Here is a 24,532-nt window from a genome sequence, read left to right on the forward strand (position 1 = left end):
AAGTGCCTGTTCAGGACTAACTTAGCCCTGTCTTCACTCACACTTGCCACGCAAGAAGGTTGTTTCAAATGTCCAACAGTATGGGTATTGCCAGCGTCTTCGTCCTGTCGTCCCTGTTGTTGTCGCCCCTGGCCATGGCTGAGGAATCGCCGGCCTTCGTCGCCCGTAACGCAGAGATTGCCGCCACCCTGCAACAGTCGCAGGATGCCTATGCCGCGCAGCACCAAGGCGCGACGAAAGACGCGCAACAGACAGCTTCTAAAGTCTCGAACGATGTCAATGCCGACAGCTGATCGGCAGCCGGAACACGTCCTGTTTTCCCCCGGCTACGCCATGGGCAGTGCCTGTGTCGATATGTTAGCCTTTTAAAGCCGCTGCGCATCAGCGGCTTTTTTTATGCGCTTTATTTATCAGCCGGTTTGTAACGTCCCTCACAAGAAACTGCAATTCCGACAATTAGAAACTGCCCCACCGCTAGACCAAAGGAGCATTTACTCGTGTCCTTCGCTTTCCGTTTCACGCCACTGTTCGTTGCATTGGCCGCAACGATTCCCCACGCCGCCCAGGCGGACGACGACAAGGCTGATGGCTTCATCGAGGGTTCATCGCTGAACCTGCACTTTCGCAACGCCTACTTCAACCGCAACCAACTCAACCAGGGTGTGCGCGACAATCGCGAGTGGGGCCAGGGCGCCGTCGCCCGCTTCGAGTCGGGCTACACGCCCGGTGTGATCGGTTTCGGTGTCGATGCCCACGCCATGCTGGGCCTGAAGCTCGATGGCGGTGGCGGCCACGCTGGCACCAGCATCCTGCCGACCCACCAGAAGAACGAAGACGAACTGGGCGCCGCGCCGCATTCATTCTCCACCGCGGGCGCCGCAATCAAGCTCAAGGGCTTCGACACAGAACTGAAGGCCGGTGACCTGTTCCTCACCAACCCAGTGATCGCCGGTGGCGAGACGCGCATGCTGCCGCAGACCTTCCGTGGCGTGGCGCTGACCAACACCAGCGTCGACGGGTTGCTGCTCGAAGGCGGCCAGGTGAGCTTCACCAAGCCCTACAACCAGAGCGGCCACCGCCGCATCGACACCTCCTACTATAGCCAGCAGACCGACGACCAGCGCAGCAAGCACCTGTCGTGGGCTGGCGCCGCGTGGAACGGCACCGAGAACATCACCGCCAACCTCTACGCCGCCGAACTGAAAGACATCTGGAACCAGTACTACGCCGACTTCGACTACACCTATGTGGTCAATGACCTGGTCAGCCTCAACCCGGGCGTGCACTTCTACCACACCCAGGACACTGGCCAGTCGAAACTGGGCAAGATCGACAACAACACCTACAGCCTGCACTTCACCGTGGCGGCCGGTCATCACAGCGTCACTGCCGCCTACCAGCGGGTCAACGGCAATACGCCGTTCGACTACATCAACCTGGGCGACAGCATCTACCTCGACAACTCGCGCATGTACTCGGACTTCAACGGCCCCAACGAGCGCTCGTGGAAGCTGCAATACGACTATGACTTCGCAGGGCTCGGCATCCCCGGGCTGACCTCGTCGCTGTCGTATTCGCGCGGCAAGCTGGACCTCACCAAGGCTGATCCGAACAGCGTTGGCTATGGCCACTGGTACAGCGAGGACGGCAAGGATGCGCGCCACTGGGAACGCGACCTGGACGTGAAGTACGTGTTCCAGGAAGGCCAGTTCAAGGACCTGTCGGTGCTGCTGCGCTATGCCAGCCACCGTGGCAGCCAGGGGTACTCGGCCGTGGATAACGATAACGACGAGCTGCGTGTGATCGTCGACTATCCGCTGAACGTGTTCTGATCGGCCCTCTCTCAGCGGATGGCACCGGCGTTGCCGGTGATCGCGGGACGAGCCCGCTCCTACAGCCCTGTAGGGGCGGGCTTGTCCCGCGAAGCCCCTGATGCATTTCCGACGGACTAATCTTGTCCGACAATTGCCACTTCCCTAGAATATTGCCGCCGCTTTATAGCCCTACCCTCACGGAAAGAGGGGCCTATGCAGTAGCGAGCCTGATGTTGCACACTCGATCCCCGCGCCCCATCCTCCCCAGGCCTCACCCCGAGCTGATCCTCAACCTGGGCAGTTGCCTCGCCGTGCTCGCGATTGTAGGTATCGTCAGCTATCTGCTCGGCCGCGAACGGGACAGTGTCGAACAGTCCTCCATCCGCGCCTCGAACAACATCGTCCAGCTCATCGAAAGTGACATCCTGCGCAACGCCGAACTCTACGACCAGTCGCTCAAGGGCCTGATCTGGGCAGTCGGGCGCCGCGAGCTGCCGGAAGTCCCCGGCCCGCTGCGCCAACGCCTGCTGTTCAACCAGGCCTTCGTCGACCGCAGCCGCGGCGATGTGCTGTGGCTCGACGCCCAGGGCGACGTGGTGGGCGACTCCACCAGCATCATTCCACGCCAGGCCAACTTCGCCAGCACGAGGGTGTTCAAGGCCCACCAGGCCAATGCCAACCTCGGTCTGCTGGTCGGTCCACCGTTCAAGGCACAGCTGGGCGATCTCGATTGGTGCATCAGTTTCAGCCGGCGCATTCCCGGCCCCGATGGTGAGTTCGCAGGCCTGGCGACCGGCGCCCTGCGCCTGTCCTATTTCAGCGAACTGTTCCAGCGCCTGGATATCGGCGAGCACAGCAGCGTCAACCTGCTCAACACCAGCGGCCAGTTACTCGCTCGACAACCGAGCCGGCCACAAGACCTACCGATCGGCAGCGACTTCAGCCAATACCCTATTTTCCAGCGCATTCTCAAGGCGCGCAGCGGCAGTTTCAGCGCACACTCGAACCTGTTCGACGAGCGGCGCATGTACACGTTCGCGCGCGTGGGCGAACTGCCGCTGATCGTGCTGGTGGCGCACTCGTCTTCCGAAGTCTTCCAGGCCTGGCGGCGCACGGCGCTGATCGTCGGCCTGGCCACGGGGGTGCTGTGCCTGGGCATACTCTGGCTGACCGTGCTGCTGGGGCGCGAACTGCGTCGGCGCCACGATGCCGAGCAGGGCCTGGCCACCCTGGCAGCCACCGACAGCCTCACGGGGCTGGCAAACCGACGTCGCCTCGATCAGGTCCTGCGTCAGGAATGGGCGCGCGCGCAACGCAACCGGACGGCGCTGGCGGTACTGATGGTGGATGTGGATCACTTCAAGGCGTTCAACCAGCGTCACGGCCACGCTGGCGGCGACCATGCCCTGCGTGAGGTGGCGCGCACCATCAATCGCTGCATCCGCAGGCCGGCCGATCTGGCAGCGCGCTACGGTGGCGAAGAATTTCAGGTGGTGCTGCCGGAAACCGAACTGGCCGGTGCGTTGCTGCTGGCCGAGCGCATTCGCCTGAGTGTCGAAGCGATGCCGCGATTCGGTGCCGATGAGCAGCCAATCACGGTCAGCATTGGCATCGGCCTTTACGAACCCGGCACCCAACACGACCTTACAGAAGTGCTGGGTGCCGCGGATGAAGCCCTTTACCGGGCCAAGGCGGGGGGCCGTAACCGGGTAGAAGGGCCTGTCACGCCTGTTGCTTAGGAGCGGGCGCGAGCAGCGTCACGCAGTGCTTTCACCTGGTCGTGATTGCGCTGTACGCCTTGCAGTTGGCGATCGACCAAGGTCAGCGCATTCTGCGCGCTGGGGTTATTGAGCTTAACGAGCTTTTCTCGGGCTTCCTTGTAGGCCTTCAGGGCATGGTCTTCGCCCCGCTCCACTTCGTTGAGCACCGCTTCTTCATCCTTGCCGGTCACCATCGACTTGAGGTTGACCCAGCCACGGTGAATATCACCGCTCAAGCTGGTCGAGGTCTCGGGATCGCCACCAAGATGACGTACTTCAGCCTGAAGTTCGGCAGCGGCCTGGTTACACGCCGTCGCTCGCTGGACGAAGAAGGTCTTCAGCTCAGGATTCTTGACGTCATCGGCCGACTCCTTGAAACCCTTTTCGCCGTCCTTGCTGTACTCGATCAGGTCGTTGAGCACGTCGATCACATCTTTGTTGGGGTTGCTCATGGCGTAACTCCTTGGCAGGTGATAGTCCCTATGACTGGAGCAGTCTTCATGCCAAGCCTGAACATAAAATAAAAAGCTTACAAATCAGTTACTTATTTAATAGTCGCGACGACAGTGAAACGGTGTTCTGCATGATCGCCGCTTGCGTGCTCGTGCAGATTGCAGGGTGGATACGCACAGCGATTGCTGTATGGTCGGCGCTTTCAGCGCACCAGGTTCACCGAATGAAACCCGAATCCTTGCAACTGCTGGTCACACGGACCATGCCCTTCGGCAAATACCAGGGCCGGATCATCGCCGACCTGCCGGGCGACTACCTGGCATGGTTCGCGCGCAAGGGCTTTCCGCCCGGCGAGCTGGGCGGGTTGCTGGCGTTGATGCATGAGATCGATCACAACGGCCTGGGCGAGTTGCTGGTGCCATTGCGGCACAAGCGTTGAGATCAGTGCTGGATGCTTCGCGGGCAAGCCTGCGAAGCATCCTCCAGTGCCTCCAGCCGATCACTTGGCCGGCGCCACCACCATCTCCACCCGCTCCCCCTTCTTGATCAGCGCGTACACCACCGCCGTCACCAGGCTCCCGGCCAGGATCGCCAGCAGGTACAGCAGCGCATGATTGATCGCGTTGGGGATCAGCAACACGAACAGTCCACCGTGCGGCGCCATCAGCTTGCAGCCAAAGTACATCGACAGCGCCCCCGTCAGCGCACCGCCGGCGATGCTCGCCGGAATCACCCGCAATGGGTCCTTCGCCGCGAAGGGAATCGCGCCCTCGGAGATGAAGCAAAGCCCCAGCACCAATGCCGCCTTGCCCGCCTCGCGCTCACTCTGGGCGAACTTGCGCCGGGCCAAAAAGGTAGCGATTCCCAGGCCGATCGGCGGCACCATTCCAGCGGCCATGGTCGCCGCCATCGGCGCGTAGCTCGACGAGGCCAGCAAGCCTACCGAGAACGCATAGGCCGCCTTGTTGATCGGCCCGCCGAGGTCGACGCACATCATCCCACCCAGCAGCAATCCGAGCAGGATCGCATTGGTGGTTCCCATGCTGTCGAGAAAACGCGTCAGTCCCTCGAGCATCGCCGCCACCGGATGACCGACCACGTAGATCATCACCAACCCGGTGAACAGGCTGGCCAACAGCGGGATGATCAGGATCGGCTTGAGCGCTTCGAGGCTGGTGGGCAGACGCGCCCAGCGGCTGATGGCCTTGGCGCTGTAGCCAGCAAGAAAGCCCGCGACGATACCGCCAATGAAACCCGCCCCCAGGGTGCTGGCCAGCAGGCCACCGATCATCCCTGGGGCCAGGCCCGGGCGGTCGGCGATGGACCAGGCGATATACCCCGCCAGCATCGGCACCATCAGCTTGAACGCCGCCTCGCCACCGATCTGCATCAAGGCCGCAGGCAAGGTGCCCGGCTCCTTGAACGCCTCGATGCCGAAGACGAACGACAGGGCGATCAGCAGCCCACCTGCCACCACCATCGGCAGCATGAACGACACGCCGGTCAACAGGTGTTTGTAGACACCGGCCTTTTCACTTTTCGCGGGCGTCTCGGCTGCGCCCTCGGCGCTTTCCAGCTTGGCGTCGGCCAGCGCCTTGTCGAGGGTGGCCCGCGCCTGCTTGAGGGCGATGCCGGTGCCGCATCGGTAGATGCGCTTGCCCGCGAAGCGTGCAGCCGGCACCTCGATGTCGGCTGCCAGCAGCACCACGTCCGCCTCGGCAATGGCGTCGGCCGTCAGCGGGTTGCGTGCGCCCACCGAGCCCTGGGTCTCGACACTGAAACCGTAGCCCAGCTCCCGGGCAGCCTGCTGCAAGGCTTCGGCCGCCATGAAGGTATGGGCCACACCGGTCGGGCAGGCGGTGACCGCCACGATACGGGGTGCAGCGCTGCGGCTTGGCACCTCGGCGCCGCTCGCTTCGAGCACCTTGGCGTTGGCCGCCGCTTCATCGAGGAAACCTTCGCGATCGGCCAGCGCCTGGGCCGGGGTGCTCTGGTACACCGGCTTGCCGACGAAGCGACTCAGGTCCACCGAACCCGTGCTGACCACCAGCACCCAGTCGGCCTCGGCGATCTGCGCAGAGCTCAGGCGCCGCTCGGGGTGCTCGGCATCCCACACCTCGACACTGGTACTCCAGCCCCGGCGTTGGGCCGCGGCGGCCAGCAAGCGTGCACTCAATACACTCGACACCTGGCCATTCGGGCAGGCGGTGACGATCGCAATGTTCATCGGCGAGCCTCTTGTTGTTGTTCTGTCAGTTGCACGGCAGCCTCCAGGCGCGACAGCTGTTCGCGGTCGTCGATGCCGAAGCCCACCTGGGTCACCGCCTGGGCAGCGATGGCCGTGGCGCGGCGCAAGGTCTGCCCGGCGCTCTCGGCCTGCAGCAGGCCATGAACCATGCCCGCCACCAGCGAGTCGCCCGCGCCCACGGTACTGGCGATGCGCACCTTGGGCGGCTGGGCATGCAGTGCCAGGTCAGCGGCGAACCAGTTCACCCCGTGCTCGCCCTGGGACACCACCACGTGAGTGACGCCGCTGTCGAGCAGACGCCGGGCGGCATCGCGCTGCTCGGAAAAAGCCTGCACGGTGATGCCGAAAAGCTCGCCCAGCTCATCGGTATTGGGCTTGACCAACCAGGGTGTGCTTTGCAGACCGGCGCGCAAGGCTTCGCCGCTGGTGTCCAACGCCACCTTCAGGCCCTGTGCGGCCAACTGCCCCAGCAACTGGCAGAACCACTGCGTGCTGACGCCACGCGGCAAGCTGCCTGCCACCACCACCACGTCATGCCCGGCTGCCCGCTGTGCCAGGTACTCGAGCAGCTCGGCCTGGGCCGCGTCGTCGACCTGCGGGCCCTGGCCATTGACATCGGTGACCCGGCCATCGGCCTCGACCAGCTTGATGTTGGTGCGGGTTTCGCCCGGCACGCGAACGAAACCGTCGTCGAAGCCGCGGCGGGCAATCAGCGCTTCGAAAGGCTGCAGGTTGTCGCGCCCCAGAAAGCCGCTGACCGTCACCTGATGCCCAAGGTCAGCCAGCACCTGGGCAACGTTCAGGCCCTTGCCGGCGGCGTGGCTGCGCTGGTCATGGGTGCGATTGACCTCACCGGCGTGCAGGCGCTCGAGGGTTACCGTGAGGTCGATCGCAGGGTTGAGGGTCAGGGTAAGAATCTTGGCCATTTCAATAACGCTCCACCAGCGCCCGTACCGCCTCGGCGCTGTCCTGTTGCAGGGCCTCGCGCGCCAGGGCACGGGCCGTCGGGTAATCGGCCTGGCGCACCAGGGCCTTGACTTCGGCGACGCTGCGCGCCGCGACGCTCAGTTCGTCCACCGCCAGCCCCAGCAGCACCGGCACTGCCTGCGGGTCGGCCGCCAGTTCACCGCACACGCCCACCCACTTGCCTTCGGCATGGGCGGCGCGCACGGTCATGTCGATCAGTTGCAGCACCGCCGGGTGCAGACCATCGGCCTGGGCCGACAGGCTCGGATGGCCGCGGTCGATGGCCAGGGCGTACTGGGTCAGGTCGTTGGTGCCGATGCTGAAGAAGTCCACCTCCCGGGCAAGTTGCGGGGCCAGCAGCGCAGCCGACGGCACCTCGACCATGATCCCCACCTGCAGGTCATTGACCGGGATCTCCTCACGCAGCCGCGCGACCATGGCTTTGGCCGCGCGCCACTCATGCATCTGGCCGACCATCGGGAACATGATCCGCAGTGGCCGGTCGTCGGCCGCGCGCAGCAAGGCGCGCAACTGCTCCTCCATGACCTGCGGACGCTGCAGGGTCAGGCGCACGCCACGCACGCCGAGGAAGGGGTTGTCTTCATCGGCGATCGGCCAGTAGGGCAAGGGCTTGTCACCGCCCACATCGAGGGTGCGCACCACCAACGGGCGCCCCTGCAGGCCATCGAGCACGCGGCGATACTCGGCTTCCTGGGTGGCCACATCCGGCAGTTGCGGATGAGCCATGAAGATCAGTTCGGTGCGCAACAGGCCGACGCCTTCGGCGCCAAGCTCCACCACCTTGTCGATGCCACTGCTGTCACCGATGTTGGCGAAGACTTCGACGGCATGGCCATCGCGGGTCACGGCCGGCTCATGGCGTTTGACCCAGGCGGCCTGCAGACGCTGCTCACGCTGATCGCGTTCGGCCAACGCACGCTGCAGCTCATCGGCAGGCGGCGCAACGCTGACCTTGCCACGTTGCCCGTCGAGCAACAGCGGCGTACCCGCCTCCACCAGCAGGATCGCCGCCCCGGCACCGACCACCGCCGGAATGCCCAAAGCGCGGGCAACGATGGCGCTGTGCGCGGTGGCCCCGCCTTGCGCGGTCACGATGCCAGCAACCCGCGTCGGGTCGAGACGCGCCACATCGGACGGCCCGACTTCAGCCATCACCAGTACATAAGGCTGTTGCGGCTCGGCCTGCTCCGCGACGCCACACAGCTGCGCCAGCACCCTTCGGCCAATGTCGCGCAGGTCGGCGGCACGTTCGGCGAGCAACGCATCGCGCAGCGCCTCCTGTTGGCTTGCGGCCGCCTCGATCACCGCCATCCACGCCGCTGCGGCGCTTTCGCCCTGGGTCAGGCGCAGGTCCACCTCATCGCCCAGTGCCGGGTCGGCGAGCATCTCCTGGTGTGTGATGAAGATTTCACCGATCGCCTTGTCGCTGCGTTGCACCAGTGTCTGCAGCTCGGCGTTGACCGCTGCCAGGGCAGCACGCAGCCTGGCACGTTCCTGGGCGCAGGATTCGCCGCGCAGCGGATAATCGATCTGGCGCTCAATCCGTACATGGGCCGGCCCGCTGGCGATGCCTGGCGCTGCACCGACGCCCTGGACCTGGCTACCGGGCAGCGGCGCTTGCAAGGTTTCGCCCACCACCTCGGCGACCGGCAGGGCATGCGCCGGCAACGGTTCGACGTCCTCGCCCAGGCCCTGTTCGATGGCTTCCAGCAACACCGGCAGGGCATCACTGGCGATGGCCGGCTCGGCGATCAGTTCCAGTTCCTGCCCACGCCGAGCCCCTAGTGACAGCAGGCGGCTCAGGCTTTTCACCGATACGCCGGGATGGCCGCTGTCGGTCAGGCGGATGCGGATCTCACCCTCGAAGCCCTTGGCCAGTTGCGCCAGCACCTTCGCCGGGCGGGCATGCAGGCCATGGGGGTTGGCCAGTATCACGCGCACGCTGGGCCAATCTGGCGGCGCCTCGCCGCCCAGCACCTGCAGCACATCGCGGCTGCTGGTGGCCTGGTAGAGGGTCTGCCCGCGCCCTTCGATCAGCACCTGACACAGGCGCTCGAGCAAGGCCTGGTGCGCAGCGCCAAGGCTGGCCAGGCAGAACAGGCCGTTCAACGGCTGGTCACGATGACGCAGGGGCTGCTGCGGCGTCACGAACGCCAGGCCAGGCTGCAGCACATCGCGCTCGCTGTGCAACCACCACAACCCCTCCCCCAACGGCAGTGGCTCGGCCTGCTGCAACAGCGCTGCGAAACCGCTGTCTACACAGCCGCCACGCTGCAGCAGGCGCGCACCGCGCCAGGCCAGTTCAGCGAAGTCTTCGGCGGGCAGGTTCAGACCGATCAGCTGTGCATCCAGCGCCAGTTCACGCGGCGCCCCCTGCAACAGCTTGAGCAGTGCGTCGGCAGAGCTGGCGCGGCGCAGCGCCTCGGCCAGGTCGGTTTCACCGAGGGCACGCGTCAGCAGTTGCAGCAGGCGCAGGTGTTCGTCAGAGCGCGCGGCGATGCCGATCGCCAGGTAGACGATTTGCCCATCGCCCCAGTCCACCCCCTCGGGAAACTGCAACAGGCGAACACCGGTGGCGTACACCAGGTCGCGGGTCTGCGGGGTACCGTGGGGAATGGCGATGCCTTGGCCAAGGAACGTGGAGCCCTGCGCCTCGCGAGCCTCAAGGCCCTGGAGGTAACCCTCGGCGACCAGGCCATCGCTGACCAGCCGATCGGCCAGCAGGCGCAGTGCCGCTGCTTTATCGCTGGCAACCTGGCCCATGGCTATCTGCTCTCTCGCGAGCTCGAGCATGACCTTCTCCTTTTGCAGTACCCGTCGCTCGGGACTGAGGTTATTGTTGTGGGATTCAACGCGTTTTTTCACCCGCGGGCTCAGGGGCAGTTCCCGTTCAATCGGATGCTGAAACGTTTAATCTGACCAGGCGGCCACGTTACTCGATAATCTGCGTAGGAAAAAGCCCCAGTTTGTCGGAACAATTGCGACAATGGTCGCCTGCACTTGGACACAATTCTGAGTAAGACTAACCGATCAGGCGCCCCAGGCTGCCCCGGTAATAACAAGGAAAATGCGGTGAAACTCAGCGATATCGCACGTCTGGCCGGTGTTTCCGTGACCACTGCCAGCTACGTCATCAACGGCAAGGCCGAACAGCAGCGCATCAGCAGCGCCACCGTCGAGCGGGTGCGCGCCGTGGTCGATGCCCACGACTTCACGCCCAACCCCCAGGCTGCCGGCCTGCGCAGTCGGCACACACGCACCCTCGGCTTCATCCTCCCGGACCTGGAAAACCCCAGCTACGCACGCATCGCCAAGCAGCTCGAACAGGGCGCGCGAGCCCGTGGCTACCAGTTGCTGATCGCCAGCAGTGATGACCAACCCGAGAGCGAACGCCAACTGCAGCAGTTGTTCCGCGCTCGCCGCTGCGATGCGTTGTTCGTCGCCAGTTGCCTGCCGCCGGAAGATGACAGTTATCGCGAAATGCAGAGCAAGGGCCTGCCAGTGATTGCCATCGACCGCCGCCTCGACCCCGCGCACTTCTGCTCGGTGATCAGTGACGACCGCGATGCCAGCCGCCAACTCACCGAAAGCCTGCTGGGCAGCAAGCCTCGCAGCATCGCCTTGATCGGTGCGCGTCCGGAGCTGTCGGTCAGCCAGGCCCGCGCCGGGGGGTTCGACGAGGCCCTGCAAGGTTTTGATGGCGAAGTTCGCCGCTACGAAGGCGACGCCTTCAGCCGCGCCTGTGGCCAGCGCCTGATGGAAACGCTGATCGACGAGCTCGGCGACCTGCCCGATGCCCTGGTGACGACCTCCTACGTATTGCTGCAAGGCGTGTTCGACGCCCTGCAAGCCCGTGCCAGCGGGCCACGTGGGCTGCAACTGGGCACCTTCGGCGACAACCAGTTGCTCGACTTCCTGCCGCTGCCGGTCAACGCCATGGCCCAGCAGCACGGTCAGATCGCCGCCACCGCACTGGAGCTGGCCCTGGCCGCCATCGAGCAGAAGACCTACGCCCCAGGCGTACATGCCGTGGCGCGAACCTTCAAGCAGCGCATTTCGGCCTGAACATGCGCCTGATCGACACCCATACCCACCTGGACTTCCCCGACTTCGACGCCGACCGCGAGCGCCTGCTGGCCAACGCAGCGGCGCTGGGGGTCGAGCGCATGGTGGTACTGGGGGTGGATCAGGGCAACTGGCAGCGGGTCTGGGACCTGGCTTGCAGCGATGCACGCCTGCCAGCCGCCCTCGGCCTGCACCCGGTGTACCTCGAGCAGCACCGGCCCGAACACCTGGCGCAACTGCGCGCGTGGCTAGAACGCCTGCGCGGCGATCCACGCCTGTGTGCGGTCGGCGAGTTCGGCCTGGACTATTACCTGCCCGAGCTCGACAAGGACCGCCAGCAGGCCTTGTTCGAAGCGCAATTGCAGATGGCCTGCGACTTCGAATTGCCTGCGCTGCTGCACGTACGCCGCAGCCACGCCCAGGTGATCGCCACCCTCAAGCGCTACAAGCCCGTACGCGCCGGCATCATCCACGCCTTCGCCGGCAGCTACGAAGAAGCACGCGAATACATCAAGCTCGGCTTCAAGCTGGGCCTGGGTGGCGCCGCCACCTGGCCGCAGGCCTTGCGCCTGCGCAAGACCTTGCCGCGCTTGCCGCTGGAGAGCGTGGTACTGGAGACCGACGCGCCAGACATGCCGCCGGTGATGCACCCCGGCGCGCGCAACAGCCCCGAGCATCTGCCCGATATCGCCCGAGCGCTGGCCGAGGTCATGGGGGTGGAGTGCGTGGCGCTGGCCGAGGCCAGTACGCGCAACGCCTGTGAGCTGTTCGGCTGGTAGCCGCGCAGGCGGTTACTCTTCGAACAGGGTGCAGGCCATCACCAGGGCGTCTTCACGCCCGCCAGCGACCGGGTAGTAATCGCGACGCCGACCGATCTCGTTGAATCCGTAGCGCTCGTACAAACGATAGGCCGACTGGTTGCTGGCACGCACCTCCAGGAAACACTCGCGCCCATTGAGCTGGTAGGCACGCGCCATCAGGTGTTCGAGCAGCCGCAAGCCCAGGCCGCGCCCCTGGTTCTCCGGCTTGACCGTGATGTTGAGCAGGTGCGCTTCGTCGATGATCACGTTGATCACGCCATGCCCTACCTGCTGCTGGCCGTCGAACATCAGCCACACTTCGTAGGACTTGAGCGCATCCTGGAAGATCCCGCGGGTCCAGGGGTGGCTGAAGGCGGCATATTCGATCTTCAGCACGTTATCCAGATCCGCCTCGGTCATCGGGCGGAAACTGATCGAGTCACTCATTCAACGCTCTTCCAGCGCGCCATCAGCTGGCGCATCGCTTTCCAGACGTCCGCCTTGCGTTGCGGTTCGTCCATCAACAGTTCAAGACCCGGCAATGCCCAGACATCGCCCAGGCCGTCGATCTTCAGTGATTGGTAGTAGGCCTGGGCATCGGCGTCGCCGGCAAAACGCACCGCTGGCAGGCCGATCAGCCAAAGGCAGGTGCAGGGGGCCTCTTCGAGGCGGGCCTGGATGAAGCCCTGGACGAAATCACGCGCAGCCTCCGGCCCCTGCTCCATGTTGCCGCGTACGAACAGCGGCCAGCGCACCGGCTCGCCGATGATCTGCGGCGCATCTGGCAGGCCCGCAGCGCGCAGCATGTCCTTGAGCAACAGGTAGGAGGGGTCGCGGCTCTGGAACGGCTGGCCGGTAGCGAGCTCCACCAGCAACAGGCACGTGCCGGCGCGCAGCAGTTGCAGGGCGAAACGCGGCGGCGGCACCGGGGCCGGACGGGCAGCCTTGGGTGCTTCCTCTTCGCGCTCGACCGGCTTGGCAGCAGGCTTGGGCGTGCTGCCGGGGCGCGGGATCTCGATTTTCGGTCGCTCGCCGGAGCGAGCATGGACCGACGCGGCTTCGCCCTGCGCAGGCGCCTGGCGCACCGGCTGCACCTCGACATCCAGCTCCTCGACCGGCGCCACCGGCAACAGCAGCTCGGGGCGCGAAGGCGCGGCGAACGGCAGTTCGGCACGCGGCAGCCAGTGCACCACTTGCATGGCGGAAAGGTAGGCGCGGCGGCGGGGTTCGGTCAGCAAGGCTCGGGTATCCGGGGGGTTTGGTTCAGTCGGGCATTCTAACGCCGTTGGCGGCACCGTGCTGCAACAGGCTGGCGGAAAAATTTATTGCTTGTGTCGGCCTCTTCGCGGGCAAGCCCGCTCCCACGGGGCCAGGCGCTGTATCTGTGGGAGCGGGCTTGCCCGCGAAGAGGCTGGCACAGATCAACGCAAATCCCGGACCAAGGGGTGAAATCCTCCCCCCCGTATGCAGTACAATCGCCCCTTTTATTTGGCAAGAGTCGACCCGCCAATGATCGAACCCAAGCGCGTCCTGCGCGCCCTAGCCGAACACTGGGCCCTGATCGAGCCGCTGTGCGAGCGCTTCGACCAGGGCACCCTGAGCCTGGTCGAGCTGCGTCAGCAACTGGCCCGCCAGCAGGTGGAGAGCACGCCGCAGGACATCACCCAGCTGCTCGACGTGTGGATTCGCCTGGACATCCTGGTCCCGGTTGCCAAGAGCCCGAACCGCTTCGAGCTCAACGCGCAGATCCACGACTTCCTCGCCTACCTGCGCCGCGAGCACCGCCTTGGCCTGTGCCTGGAGATCGAAGCCTACCTGCGCCACCTCGAGCGCCTGGCCGGACACATCCAGGACGCCTTCGACAACCGCGACAGCGACGACCTGGCCCGCCAGTTGCGCCTGCTCGACATGCGCGTGCGCGATGTCCTGAAGAAGCTCGACAACGACGAACAGGCGCTGGTCGCCGTGGCCGAACGGGCCAAGACCAGCAACCGCCAGATCCCCCTGCGCCAGCGCTACGCCGAGGTCCTGGCGACCTGGGACGAATACGTCGAACCGATGATCCAGCTGGTCAACGCCGACGGTGCCTTCGAACAGGGCGTACGCAAGGTCGAGACCGTGCTGCTGCGCCTGTTAGGCGAGCAAGCACGCCTGGGCCACCTGGTCGACGACGACATGCTGCTGCGCACCCACGCGCGTATCCTCGAGATGCAGACCAGCGCCCAGCTCACCCTGCGCCACGCCCGCGAGCTGCTGCTGCCGCTGCGTGAGGAAGCACGCCGACACAACGCCGTCACCCGCGGCGCGGCACTGGCCCTGTCGGTGATCCGCAAGAAGGGCATCGACGCCGTGCCGCAAGCGGCCATGCCGATGTTCACCCGGCCGCAGAGCACCTTCCTGGGCAGCGCCAGCCAGGTCGAGGCCTATGTCTACGCCCTGGCCCGCTTCGAGCCCAAACCTGCGCGCTTCCCCAAGGCGCACAAGACCCACAAGGGCCCGCTGCCGCGCGCGCCGCGTACGGTCAAGGAAATGCTCGAACGCTGCGAGGACGCCCTGCCACTGCCCGACCTGATGGTCTGGCTGCTGGAGCAGGAACCCGAAGGTGCCACCGACGAGTTGCTGTACTGGTTCTCGCGCCTTTCTCGCGAAAAGCGCTTCAGCCGCGAGCGCCTGCAGCGCCAGGACTACACCACCCGCGAACACCTGGTCAGCCTGCGTTCCTTCGCCCTGACATCCAGCCGCGAACAACAACCGGCAGCCACCGAATCCACCGCGAGCCCAGCCAATGCATCTTGATCTTTCCGAACTGTCCCAGCTCGCGCCGATCTTCCGCGAGCTGTTCAAGGGTTTCCACGTCAGCCGCCGCGACCCGGAACTGTACGCGCAACTGTCGAACTTCCAGGACCAGTACCGCACCCTGTTCAAGGCGCTCGGTTTCGAGCTGGTCTGCGACACCCGCGGCTTCTACTACTTCGTCCCCGAACAGGCCGCCGCGCAGGTCAACAAGACCGCCCAGCGCCTGTCGCTGTTCACCTTCATCCTGGTCGAGCACCTGGCCGACCAGGGCCGCGACCCGATGGCCGTGCTCGACGGCGGCAGCATCGGCCGCGACGAGTTGCCCTCGCTGCTGGAAAAATACCGCGACCTGTTCCTGCAAGCCGAGGTGCAGACGGTCGAGGAGCTCGAAGAGAAGATCCTGCGCCGCATGACCCAGCTGGGCTTCGCCCATGAAGAAGGCGGCATCTACCGCTTCCTGCCGCCGATGCACCGCTTCCTCGATGTGTGCCTGTCGGTCCAGCAGGACCGCGACCTGGCCGCCACCCTGCACAGCGACCTGCCGCTGCCGGTCCCGGTGCTGGTCGAGGAAGAAACCCCGGAACAACTCAACCGCACCGACGATCCGCTCGACCTCACCCCCTTCGAGGGCGACGAGAGCGAAGAAGACGCCCTGGCCCGGGCCATCCGCGAAGAGCAACAGGAGATTGACGCATGAGCCAGGAACGCTACGGCATTCGCCGCTTCGCACTGCTCAACACCGCCGGCTACAGCCTCGGCCTGTTCCCGCTGGAACACCCGCTGTCGGTCTATGGCGCGAACAACCTGGGTAAATCGGCGTCGATCAACGCCCTGCAGTTCCCGATCCTGGCGCGCATGTCGGACATGAGCTTCGGCAAGTACAGCCTGGAGCAGTCGCGGCGCTTCTACTTCGCCAGCGACACCAGCTACATCCTCTGCGAACTGAACCTGCCCCACGGCCCGCACGTGATCGGCGTGGTCGGTCGCGGCCCCGGCGGCGGCTTCGGCCACCAGTTCTTCGCCTATCAGGGCGAGCTGGACCTGGCCCACTACCAGAAAGACGACACCTGCCTGCGCCAGAAGGAGCTGTTCACCAACCTCGAGCGCAACGGCCTCAAGGCCTACGAACTCAAGCCGGACGAACTGCGCCGGCTGCTGGTCGGCGGCCACACCTCGGTGCCGCTGGACCTGACCCTGATCCCGCTGCGCTCGACCAGCGAGCAGAGCCTGAAGACCTTCCGCGCGTTGTTCATCAACCTGCTGCACATGCGCGAGATCACCGCCGCCAAGCTCAAGCAGCTGTTCCTGGATGCCTTCGAGCACAGCCTGCGCTCGGGCAGCGTCGACTACATCGCCGCCTGTGAAGAAGCCTTCCGCGACGTGCGCCGCATGGAGCAGGACTACAACGCCCTGGTCGCTGCCGGCCCGCTGGTCGAGGCACTTGCCGGCGGCGTGGCCCAGCGCGACATCCTGCGTGGCAAGCTGCACCGTCTCTCCCCCCTGCTCGACAGCCTGCTCGGCACCTGGCAGGACTACGCCGTAGCGCGCAAGGAAGAGCTGGTGATCCAGGCCGAGCACTACCGCGCCGAGCAGGATGGCCTGCAGAACGACCAGCGTGGCGGCACCCAGGAGCTGATGCGCCTGGAGCGCGAAATCACCGGCATCCAGCGCTGGCTCGGCGAGCTGTCGGTGCTCAAGCACCGCTTCGCCCTGGTCGATGACGTCAAGGTGCTGGAGCAGCAACTGCTCGCCGCCAAGGACGCCCACGACGAACTGGCCGGCGCCCTGGCGCAGTCGCGTCAGTTCTCTGCCGAAGACCTCGACGAGCGCGTGCGCGACCTGGAAAAACGCGTCAAGGCGGTCAAGCAACAGCTCGAGCACGCCGACAACAACAGCTACGCACGCCTGCGCGAGGAGTTCTCGCAGCAGGATGTCGATCGCCTGATGCGCCTGTTCAATGGCGCGCTGTTCAGCCTGCCGCTGGGCGATCGGGGCATCGAGCTGGACGACAGCGACCTGTGGGTCAAGACGCTTGAAGGCGTGCTCGACAGCTTCAAGGGCGAGCGCTTCGAAGTGCCGGGCCTGTCCATCGACCTGTCGCACATCGAGCCGCCCGCACTGCAGGCCCTGGCCGACCGTGCGGCCCTGCGCGACCAGAAAGAGCGCCTGGAAAAGGAGCTCAAGCAGCTCAAGACCCAGCAGGCCGTAGCCCTGGACCGCGCCGCGAGCAAAGCCCAGACCGAGGCGCTGTACCAGCAGGTGCTGGATGCGCAGAAGGCCCTGGAAGACTTCCGCCGCACCGAGACCCTGAGCGCCGAAGAGCCCGAGAAAATGGAGCAACTGGCGCAGTTCGAAGCCGCCCAGGACGAGCTCAAGCGCTCCAGTGACGCCTTCACCGAGCGCGTCCAGCAGTTGTCGGCCAAGCTGCAACTGGTTGGCCGCCAGATCGCCGACATGGAAGCCAAGCAGCGCACCCTGGACGACGCCCTGCGCCGCCGCCAACTGCTGCCGGCCGACCTGCCGTTCGGCACGCCGTTCATGGAGCCGGTCGATGACTCGATGGACAACCTGCTGCCACTGCTCAACGACTACCAGGACAGCTGGCAGGCGCTGCAGCGCGTCGATAACCAGATCGAGGCGCTGTACGCCCAGGTACGCCTGAAAGGCGTGGCCAAGTTCGACAGCGAAGACGACATGGAACGTCGCCTGATGCTGCTGATCAACGCCTACTCGCACCGCACCGAGGAAGCCCTCACCCTGGCCAAGGCGCGCCGCGCGGCGGTCACCGACATCGCCCGGACCCTACGCAACATCCGCAGCGACTACGACAGCCTCGAGCACCAGCTGGCGCTGTTCAACCGCGAGATCAACAAGCGCCAGGTGTCCAACCTGGAGAGCTTCCGCGTGGTGCTGGCGCCGAACAAGGAAGCGCTCAAGCACATCGACCAGATCATCCACAGTGCCGGCCAGTACGAGGAAGGCGAAACGCTGTCGGTGTTCGACCTCACGCAGAGCGCCGAGCAGGATCACAAGAACGAAGAGGCCAAGGAGTACCTGGCGCGACTGGTAGCGGCCAACCACAACCAGCTGGGCCTGAAAGACCTGTTCGAGCTGGCCTTCGAGATCACCAAGATCAACAGCCAGCCGGTGATCCACGCCGACATCGACGGCGCCGCTTCCAACGGCACCACCATGACCATCAAGGCGCTGACCAACATGTACCTGTTGCTGCACCTGATGGACCGCGACCTGGCCGGGCGCATTCGCCTGCCCTACTACCTCGACGAAGCGGCGGACATCGACGAACGCAACCAGGCGGCATTGCTGGAGACCAGCCAGCAGCTGGGCTTCGTACCTATCCTGGCGAGCGTGAAGCCGCAGGTGTCGGCGCGCGTGGCGATCGATCTGGAAGGCGGCAGTGGGCCGAACGGGATCTACATCGACGAGGCGGACTGGAAGTACATCAGTCGGCGGGATGAAGTGAAAGCGATCGTGCGTGAGGATCAGGCCGAAGAGCTGGCCTGAGGCAACCGCGGCCCATTCCTGTAGGAGCGGGCTTGCCCCGCGATAGGGCCCGACCTGGCGGCGAGGTTGCCAAGTCGGGCCCTATCGCGGGGCAAGCCCGCTCCCACAGGGGGAGGAGCTGCGTCGTTTATTGGGCATGCGCCCAAGGCAGAATCGGAATCGCCGTCACCGCATTCTGCGGGCTACCTTCGACTATCCGGTCGCTGTACACCAGGTACACCAGCGTGTTGCGCTTCTTGTCGAGAAAACGCACCACCTGCATGGTCTTGAACACCAGCGAGGTGCGTTCCTTGAACACCTCCTCGCCATCCTTGAGCTCACCCTTGAAGTTGATCGGCCCGACCTGACGGCAGGCGATCGATGCCTCCGCGCGGTCTTCCGCCAACCCCAGCCCACCCTTAACGCCGCCGGTCTTGGCCCGCGACAGGTAGCAGGTCACGCCCTCGACCTTGGGGTCGTCGAACGCTTCGACCACGATACGATCGTTGGGCCCAAGGAACTTGAACACGGTGGACACCTGGCCGATTTCCTCGGCACCGGCCAGCATCGGCAGCATCAACGCTGCCACGGCAAACATCCTTTTCAGCACGGGCGTCTCCTTCAGACCAGAACCAGGTTGTCACGGTGCACCAGCTCAGGCTCGGCGCTGTAGCCCAGCAGGCTTTCGATGGCGTCCGACGGCTGGCCGATGATCTTCTGCGCCTCCAGGGCGCTGTAGTTGGCCAGGCCACGGGCCACTTCCAGGCCATCGGGGCCGACGCAGACCACCATCTCGCCACGGCGGAAGCTGCCCTGCACAGTCTTCACACCGACCGGCAACAGGCTCTTGTTCGATTCGCGCAGGGCCTTCACAGCGCCAGCATCGAGCACCAGGGTGCCGCGGGTCTGCAGGTGGCCAGCCAGCCACTGCTTGCGCGCGGCGAGCATGCCACGCTCAGGCGACAGCAAGGTGCCCAGGCGCTCGCCAGCCTTCAGGCGGTCCAGCACGCGCTCGATACGGCCACCGATGATGATGGTGTGGGCACCGGAGCGCGCGGCCAGGCGCGCAGCACGCAGCTTGGTCTGCATGCCACCGCGCCCCAGGGCGCCACCGGTGCCGCCCGCCACGGCGTCGAGCGACGGATCGTCGGCGCGGGCTTCGTAGATCAGTTGGGCTTCGGGGTTGTTGCGCGGGTCGGCGTCGAACATGCCGTCGCGGTCGGTAAGGATCACCAGCAGGTCGGCCTCGACCAGGTTGGCCACCAGCGCGGCGAGGGTGTCGTTGTCGCCGAAGCGGATCTCGTCGGTGACCACGGTGTCGTTCTCGTTGATCACCGGCACCACGCCCAGGTCGACCAGGGTACGCAGGGTGCTGCGGGCATTGAGGTAACGCTTGCGGTCGGAAAGGTCGTCGTGGGTCAGGAGGATCTGCGCGGTGTGCTTGCCGTGCTCGCCGAAGCTCGACTCCCAGGCCTGCACCAAGCGCATCTGGCCGAGCGAAGCGGCCGCCTGCAGCTCGTTCATCGCACTTGGTCGCGTGGTCCAGCCCAGCTGGCTCATGCCTGCGGCCACGGCCCCTGAGGAGACCAGTACCAGTTCCACGCCCGCTTCACGCAGTGCGACCATCTGCTCGACCCAGACTGCCATCGCACCACGGTCGAGGCCCTTGCCATCGGCGGTCAGCAGCGCACTGCCGATCTTCACGACCCAGCGCTTGGCGCCCGTCACCTTGCTTCGCATCTTCTCTTCCAACCTATGTCGAATCTGTAGATACCAAAACGCCGCTCATTTGAGCGGCGTACCGTGAGAGGGGGTTGAGGCCATCGCGGGACGAGCCCGCTCCCACAAGGATCGCAGCGGACCTGTGGGAGCGGGCTCGTCCCGCGATGGCCTCAACGCCCAAGCCTGATCACGGCACACTGCTCGAAGAGCGGCGTTCAGTGTACTGCAACCGGTCAGTCGCGCACGTAAATGATTTCCGGACCGTCCTCGTCGTCCTCGAAGTCATCCCAGTCGTCATCGTCGCCGATGTCGTGGACGCTCTTGACGCCGGTACGACGCAGGGTACGGGCGTCGTCCAGGGCCTGCAGCTGGGCGCGGGCCTCGTCTTCGATACGCTGGTCGAGGTCCTTGAGCTCGGCGGCGTAGGCCGGGTCGTTGGCCAGGCGGTCGGCGCGGTCTTCGAGGAAGCGCATCAGGTCGTGGCTGAGCTTCTCGGTGCCCTGCTTGGAGATGGCCGAGATCACGTAGACCGGGCCATCCCAGTTCAGGCGATCGACGACTTCCTTCACACGCTCGTCGCGCTCGTCTTCCATCACCATGTCGGCCTTGTTCAGCACCAGCCAGCGCTCACGATCGACCAGTGCCGGGCTGAACTGCGCCAGCTCGTTGATGATCACTTCGGCGGCATCGGCCGGGCTGCTCTCGTCCAGCGGCGCCAGGTCGACCAGGTGCAACAGCACACGGGTACGGGCCAGGTGCTTGAGGAAGCGGATACCCAGGCCGGCACCTTCGGAGGCGCCCTCGATCAGGCCGGGAATGTCGGCAATGACGAAGCTCTTCCAGCGGTCGACGCTGACCACGCCCAGGTTCGGCACCAGGGTGGTGAACGGGTAGTCGGCAACCTTCGGCTTGGCGGCCGAGACGGCGCGAATGAAGGTGCTCTTGCCAGCGTTCGGCAGGCCCAGCAGGCCGACATCGGCCAGCACTTTCATTTCCATCTTCAGGTCGCGCTGTTCGCCCGGCTTGCCTGGCGTGGTCTGGCGCGGCGCACGGTTGGTGCTCGACTTGAAGCGAGTGTTGCCCAGGCCGTGCCAGCCGCCCTGGGCGACCATCAGTTTCTGACCGGGGGTGATCAGGTCGCCGATGACTTCCTGGGTGGAGGCATCGATCACCGTGGTGCCGACCGGCACGCGCAGGAACAGGTCCTCGCCCTTCTTGCCGGTGCAGTCGGTGCTGCCGCCATTCTGGCCACGCTGGGCCTCGTGGTGGCGGGTGTAGCGGTAGTCGACCAGGGTGTTGAGGTTCTCGTCGGCCACCATGTACACCGAGCCGCCGTCGCCACCGTCACCGCCGTTGGGACCACCGTTCTCGATGAATTTTTCGCGGCGGAAGCTCATGCAACCGTTACCGCCGTCACCGGCTTTTACCCGGATCGATACTTCGTCAACAAACTTCATTCAAAACCGCCTCTCGTCGGACGACGAGCTGAAAACCAGAAAACCCTGAGGCTCTTGCAAAAATGAGCGCGGCGGCCCCGTACCATCAGAAACCAACGCCGGCAGCCCAGACAAACAGCTTTGCAAGAGGCTCACCACAAACGAAAAAGCCCCGTCGCATGACGGGGCTTCTGGAGCGACGTCGCGATTAAGCGGCGACGATGCTCACGTAACGGCGGTTGAACTCGCCTTTCTTCTCGAACTTGATCACGCCGTCGATTTTGGCGAACAGGGTGTGATCCTTGCCCATGCCAACGCCGTAGCCAGCGTGGAATTCGGTGCCGCGCTGACGGACGATGATGTTGCCCGGCTTGATAACCTGGCCGCCATACATCTTCACGCCAAGGCGTTTCGATTCTGAGTCGCGACCGTTACGAGTACTACCACCAGCCTTCTTGTGAGCCATGGTTCAATTCTCCAAATAAATTCAGGGGACCTAGGGGATTAAGCCTGGATACCGGTGATTTTGATCTCGGTGAACCACTGGCGGTGGCCCATGCGCTTCATGTGGTGCTTACGACGACGGAACTTGATGATGCGAACCTTGTCGTGGCGGCCTTGCGAAACCACTTCGGCCACTACTTTGGCGCCAGCGACGACTGGAGCACCGATGGTGACTTCTTCACCGTTGGCAACCAGCAGAACGCGATCGAAAGTCACGGATTCGCCAGTGGCGACTTCCAGTTTCTCGATCTTGAGGAATTCACCTTCAGCGACTTTGTACTGCTTGCCGCCGGTAACGATTACTGCGTAGGACATTTTGAATCTCCGATAATCCTGCTCACCCAGCGCTTTATATGATGAGTATTGGCTGGCATGGCTGCACAAGGCTGGAACGGCCCGGTGCAATTGCGTAAGGCAGGTGCTGCCCAGGAAGTTAGGGTGCGCTATTTTACGCAACCCGGCAAAGCCTTGCAAGTGCCGCCCCGAGGGTGCAGGCAGCGCGCCTTGACACACCGGGACCCGCGACCTAGCATGCCGCGCAACCTCAATGGAGCAGCCGATGCAACCCCAATCCTTCTACCGCGCGGTAGCTGACGATTTCAGCGCCGTCGACGAGATCATCAAGAAGCAGCTGACCTCGCGCGTGCCGCTGGTATCGAAGATCGGCGACTATATCACATCCGCTGGTGGCAAACGCCTGCGCCCATTGCTGGTGCTGCTGTGCGGCAAGGCCCTGGGCCGCGAAGGCGGCGACCTGCGCCTGCTGGCCGCGACCATCGAATTCCTGCACACCGCCACCCTACTGCACGACGATGTGGTCGACATGTCCGGCATGCGCCGCGGCCGCTCCACCGCCAACGCCCTGTGGGGCAACGCCCCGAGCGTGCTGGTCGGCGACTTCCTCTATTCGCGCTCGTTCGAGATGATGGTCGAACTGGGCTCGATGCCGGTCATGCAGATCCTCTCCAAGGCCACCCGGGTGATCGCCGAGGGTGAAGTGCTGCAACTGTCGCGCGTGCGCGATGCCAGCACCACCGAAGAGGTGTACATGGACGTCATCCGCGGCAAGACCGCCATGCTCTTCGAAGCCTCGACCCACAGCGCCGCGGCGCTGGCCGGCGCCAGCGACGAACAGCGCGAGGCCCTGCGTACCTTCGGCGACCACCTGGGCGTGGCCTTCCAGCTGGTCGATGACCTGCTCGACTACAAGGGCGACTCCGAAACCCTGGGCAAGAACGTCGGCGACGACCTGGCCGAAGGCAAGCCTACCCTGCCGCTGATCTACACCATGCGCGAAGGCACGCCAGAGCAGGCGGCGCTGGTGCGCCAGGCCATCCAGAAGGGTGGCCTGGAAGACCTCGAGCAGATCCGCATCGCCGTCGAAGCCTCCGGCGCGCTCGACTACACCGCACAGATGGCCCGCGACTACGTCGCCCGTGCCATCGCCTGCCTGGAAGTGCTGCCGGCGAGCGAATATCGTGATGCGCTGGTCGAGCTGAGCGAGTTCGCGGTCGCGCGTACGCACTGATAGATCGCATCGTCTTCATTCGCGGGCAAGCCCGCTCCCACAGGGCCCAAGTACATCAGGCCTTTTGTGGGAGCGGGCTTGCCCGCGAATGCTTTTGTGCGGACAAAAAACATTTTCGCCGCAAAACCTTATACAATGTGCGCCTTTAACCCTCTGTACACCAAGGAACCGAAGTGAGCACTTTGCCGCCCTGCCCCGCCTGCAACTCCGAATACACCTACGAGGATGGCACCCAACTGATCTGCCCCGAATGCGCCCACGAATGGTCGGCCATCGGCGACGCCGAGGCGAACAGCGATGACGTGGTGAAAAAGGATTCGGTCGGCAACGTCCTGCAGGATGGCGACACCGTCACCGTGATCAAGGACCTCAAGGTCAAGGGCTCTTCGCTGGTGGTCAAGGTCGGCACCAAGGTCAAGAACATCCGCCTGTGCGACGGCGATCACGACATCGATTGCAAGATCGACGGCATCGGCGCGATGAAGCTCAAGTCCGAGTTCGTGCGCAAGGTCTGAGGCTATTTGCAGGGCCGCCCTCGGGTGGCCCTGACAGATCCTGCAACAGGATCATCTGCACCCTTTGGCAGAATTAATCCAATAGTCACTTGCTATTTTGATAATAAGAATTATTCTCATTGGAAACGCTTTCCAAGGAGAATAGCCATGACCTACCTGATCGACGCCTGGCTCGACCGCCCCCATCCCTACCTGCGCATCCTCCATCGCGAGACCGGCGAAGTCTGTGCCGTGCTCGAGGAAGAAGCACTCGACGAACTGCGTGACCAGGGCGACCTGGACCTCACCGGCCTGAACTCAAGTGAGCCTGGAGTACTGAAGGAACTGGTGAGGAATCTGTTTCTGTTCTGCTATGCGCGGGCGTTGCGCCCAGGGGGAACGGATTGGAATTGAGGGCGGG

Annotated in this window: 23 protein-coding genes; 12 read left to right on the forward strand and 11 right to left on the reverse strand. The window is 64.6% G+C overall.

Features of this window, described 5'->3' with window-relative positions; genetic code table 11:
- Nucleotides 1-68: 68 nt before the first annotated feature.
- The 3 genes from HU729_RS02165 (at nucleotide 69) to HU729_RS02175 (ending at nucleotide 3,553) form a co-directional block, all read left to right on the forward strand.
- A complete protein-coding gene (locus tag HU729_RS02165) occupies nucleotides 69-293 on the forward strand; it encodes a hypothetical protein (protein WP_186668326.1) in 225 nt (74 codons plus the stop codon).
- A 204-nt stretch (nucleotides 294-497) separates the two neighbouring features.
- A complete protein-coding gene (locus HU729_RS02170) occupies nucleotides 498-1,832 on the forward strand; it encodes an OprD family porin (RefSeq protein WP_186708109.1) in 1,335 nt (444 codons plus the stop codon).
- 215 nt (nucleotides 1,833-2,047) lie between these two features.
- On the forward strand, nucleotides 2,048-3,553 hold the full coding sequence (locus HU729_RS02175) for a sensor domain-containing diguanylate cyclase (RefSeq protein ID WP_186708111.1): 1,506 nt from the start codon (nucleotides 2,048-2,050) through the stop codon (nucleotides 3,551-3,553).
- Here the strand turns inward: HU729_RS02175 and HU729_RS02180 are convergent.
- Nucleotides 3,550-4,026 carry a PA2169 family four-helix-bundle protein gene (locus HU729_RS02180; protein WP_186668330.1) on the reverse strand — a complete coding sequence of 159 codons (477 nt, stop codon included), beginning with the start codon at nucleotides 4,024-4,026 and terminating at the stop codon, nucleotides 3,550-3,552. The two genes, HU729_RS02175 and HU729_RS02180, sit on opposite strands and share 4 nt — an antisense overlap.
- Before the next feature lie 224 nt (nucleotides 4,027-4,250).
- Here HU729_RS02180 and HU729_RS02185 point away from each other — a divergent pair, with 224 nt between their 5' ends.
- The gene (locus HU729_RS02185) at nucleotides 4,251-4,466 is read left to right on the forward strand and encodes a DUF3820 family protein (RefSeq protein ID WP_054892498.1); all 216 of its coding nucleotides are present in this window, start codon (nucleotides 4,251-4,253) and stop codon (nucleotides 4,464-4,466) included.
- Nucleotides 4,467-4,526: 60 nt separating this feature from the next.
- On the opposite strand, the gene HU729_RS02190 is transcribed toward HU729_RS02185, so the two are convergent.
- Genes HU729_RS02190 through ptsP form a run of 3 tightly spaced genes read right to left on the reverse strand, consistent with a single transcriptional unit; the run spans nucleotide 4,527 to nucleotide 10,055 of the window.
- Entirely contained in the window at nucleotides 4,527-6,254 is a 1,728-nt protein-coding gene (locus tag HU729_RS02190; RefSeq protein WP_186708113.1) for a PTS fructose-like transporter subunit IIB, read from the reverse strand.
- Nucleotides 6,251-7,201 (reverse strand): 1-phosphofructokinase, encoded by a 951-nt coding sequence (gene pfkB, locus HU729_RS02195; RefSeq protein WP_186708115.1) that lies wholly within the window; start codon nucleotides 7,199-7,201, stop codon nucleotides 6,251-6,253. Before pfkB ends, HU729_RS02190 begins: the two co-directional genes overlap by 4 nt.
- 1 nt (nucleotide 7,202) lies before the next feature.
- Nucleotides 7,203-10,055: a phosphoenolpyruvate--protein phosphotransferase gene (gene ptsP / locus HU729_RS02200; protein ID WP_186708117.1), complete on the reverse strand. Its 2,853-nt coding sequence runs from the start codon at nucleotides 10,053-10,055 to the stop codon at nucleotides 7,203-7,205.
- 279 nt (nucleotides 10,056-10,334) lie between these two features.
- Between ptsP and cra the strand changes: the two genes are divergently transcribed.
- Together cra and HU729_RS02210 are read left to right on the forward strand one after the other, a co-directional pair.
- Entirely contained in the window at nucleotides 10,335-11,327 is a 993-nt protein-coding gene (cra, locus tag HU729_RS02205; RefSeq protein WP_186668339.1) for a catabolite repressor/activator, read from the forward strand.
- 2 nt (nucleotides 11,328-11,329) lie between these two features.
- Nucleotides 11,330-12,106, forward strand: a complete 777-nt coding sequence (locus HU729_RS02210) for a TatD family hydrolase (protein WP_186708119.1) — start codon at nucleotides 11,330-11,332, stop codon at nucleotides 12,104-12,106.
- Between the two features lie 12 nt (nucleotides 12,107-12,118).
- Here HU729_RS02210 and rimI read toward each other — a convergent pair whose 3' ends face one another.
- Together rimI and HU729_RS02220 are read right to left on the reverse strand one after the other, a co-directional pair.
- A complete protein-coding gene (gene rimI, locus HU729_RS02215) occupies nucleotides 12,119-12,574 on the reverse strand; it encodes a ribosomal protein S18-alanine N-acetyltransferase (RefSeq protein WP_186668343.1) in 456 nt (151 codons plus the stop codon).
- A complete protein-coding gene (locus HU729_RS02220; RefSeq protein WP_186708121.1) occupies nucleotides 12,571-13,365 on the reverse strand; it encodes an energy transducer TonB in 795 nt (264 codons plus the stop codon). The genes rimI and HU729_RS02220 overlap by 4 nt, the downstream gene beginning before the upstream one ends.
- 271 nt (nucleotides 13,366-13,636) lie before the next feature.
- Between HU729_RS02220 and mksB the strand changes: the two genes are divergently transcribed.
- The 3 genes from mksB to mksF are packed head-to-tail and all read left to right on the forward strand — an operon-like array spanning nucleotide 13,637 to nucleotide 18,448.
- Nucleotides 13,637-14,923 (forward strand): Mks condensin complex protein MksB, encoded by a 1,287-nt coding sequence (gene mksB, locus HU729_RS02225; RefSeq protein WP_054892490.1) that lies wholly within the window; start codon nucleotides 13,637-13,639, stop codon nucleotides 14,921-14,923.
- Entirely contained in the window at nucleotides 14,913-15,620 is a 708-nt protein-coding gene (gene mksE / locus HU729_RS02230; RefSeq protein WP_186708123.1) for an Mks condensin complex protein MksE, read from the forward strand. The genes mksB and mksE overlap by 11 nt, the downstream gene beginning before the upstream one ends.
- Nucleotides 15,617-18,448: an Mks condensin complex protein MksF gene (mksF, locus tag HU729_RS02235; RefSeq protein WP_112899166.1), complete on the forward strand. Its 2,832-nt coding sequence runs from the start codon at nucleotides 15,617-15,619 to the stop codon at nucleotides 18,446-18,448. Before mksE ends, mksF begins: the two co-directional genes overlap by 4 nt.
- 127 nt (nucleotides 18,449-18,575) lie before the next feature.
- Here the strand turns inward: mksF and HU729_RS02240 are convergent, their stop codons facing one another.
- The 5 genes from HU729_RS02240 to rplU all read right to left on the reverse strand — a co-directional run bounded on the left by HU729_RS02240 (nucleotide 18,576) and on the right by rplU (nucleotide 22,404).
- Complete coding sequence (locus HU729_RS02240) at nucleotides 18,576-19,025, reverse strand: CreA family protein (RefSeq protein WP_186668416.1); 450 nt, start codon at nucleotides 19,023-19,025, stop codon at nucleotides 18,576-18,578.
- A gap of 23 nt (nucleotides 19,026-19,048) precedes the next feature.
- Nucleotides 19,049-20,167 (reverse strand): glutamate 5-kinase, encoded by a 1,119-nt coding sequence (proB, locus tag HU729_RS02245; RefSeq protein WP_054892485.1) that lies wholly within the window; start codon nucleotides 20,165-20,167, stop codon nucleotides 19,049-19,051.
- Nucleotides 20,168-20,382: 215 nt separating this feature from the next.
- The gene (gene cgtA, locus HU729_RS02250; protein WP_186668347.1) at nucleotides 20,383-21,606 is read right to left on the reverse strand and encodes an Obg family GTPase CgtA; all 1,224 of its coding nucleotides are present in this window, start codon (nucleotides 21,604-21,606) and stop codon (nucleotides 20,383-20,385) included.
- 187 nt (nucleotides 21,607-21,793) lie between these two features.
- The gene (gene rpmA, locus HU729_RS02255) at nucleotides 21,794-22,051 is read right to left on the reverse strand and encodes a 50S ribosomal protein L27 (RefSeq protein ID WP_029614211.1); all 258 of its coding nucleotides are present in this window, start codon (nucleotides 22,049-22,051) and stop codon (nucleotides 21,794-21,796) included.
- 38 nt (nucleotides 22,052-22,089) lie between these two features.
- Entirely contained in the window at nucleotides 22,090-22,404 is a 315-nt protein-coding gene (gene rplU / locus HU729_RS02260) for a 50S ribosomal protein L21 (RefSeq protein ID WP_003247466.1), read from the reverse strand.
- Between the two features lie 244 nt (nucleotides 22,405-22,648).
- On the opposite strand from rplU, the gene HU729_RS02265 reads away from it, so the two are divergent.
- From HU729_RS02265 to HU729_RS02275, 3 genes are all read left to right on the forward strand, one after another.
- Nucleotides 22,649-23,617, forward strand: coding sequence for a polyprenyl synthetase family protein (locus HU729_RS02265; RefSeq protein WP_186708125.1), 969 nt, complete (start codon nucleotides 22,649-22,651; stop codon nucleotides 23,615-23,617).
- Nucleotides 23,618-23,790: 173 nt separating this feature from the next.
- Nucleotides 23,791-24,132: a zinc ribbon domain-containing protein YjdM gene (locus HU729_RS02270; protein ID WP_186668349.1), complete on the forward strand. Its 342-nt coding sequence runs from the start codon at nucleotides 23,791-23,793 to the stop codon at nucleotides 24,130-24,132.
- Between the two features lie 147 nt (nucleotides 24,133-24,279).
- Nucleotides 24,280-24,525 (forward strand): hypothetical protein, encoded by a 246-nt coding sequence (locus HU729_RS02275; RefSeq protein WP_186708127.1) that lies wholly within the window; start codon nucleotides 24,280-24,282, stop codon nucleotides 24,523-24,525.
- Nucleotides 24,526-24,532 lie beyond the last annotated feature (7 nt).

It is taken from the genome of Pseudomonas sp. RW10S2, from assembly GCF_014268985.1.
GTDB lineage: Bacteria > Pseudomonadota > Gammaproteobacteria > Pseudomonadales > Pseudomonadaceae > Aquipseudomonas > Aquipseudomonas wayambapalatensis.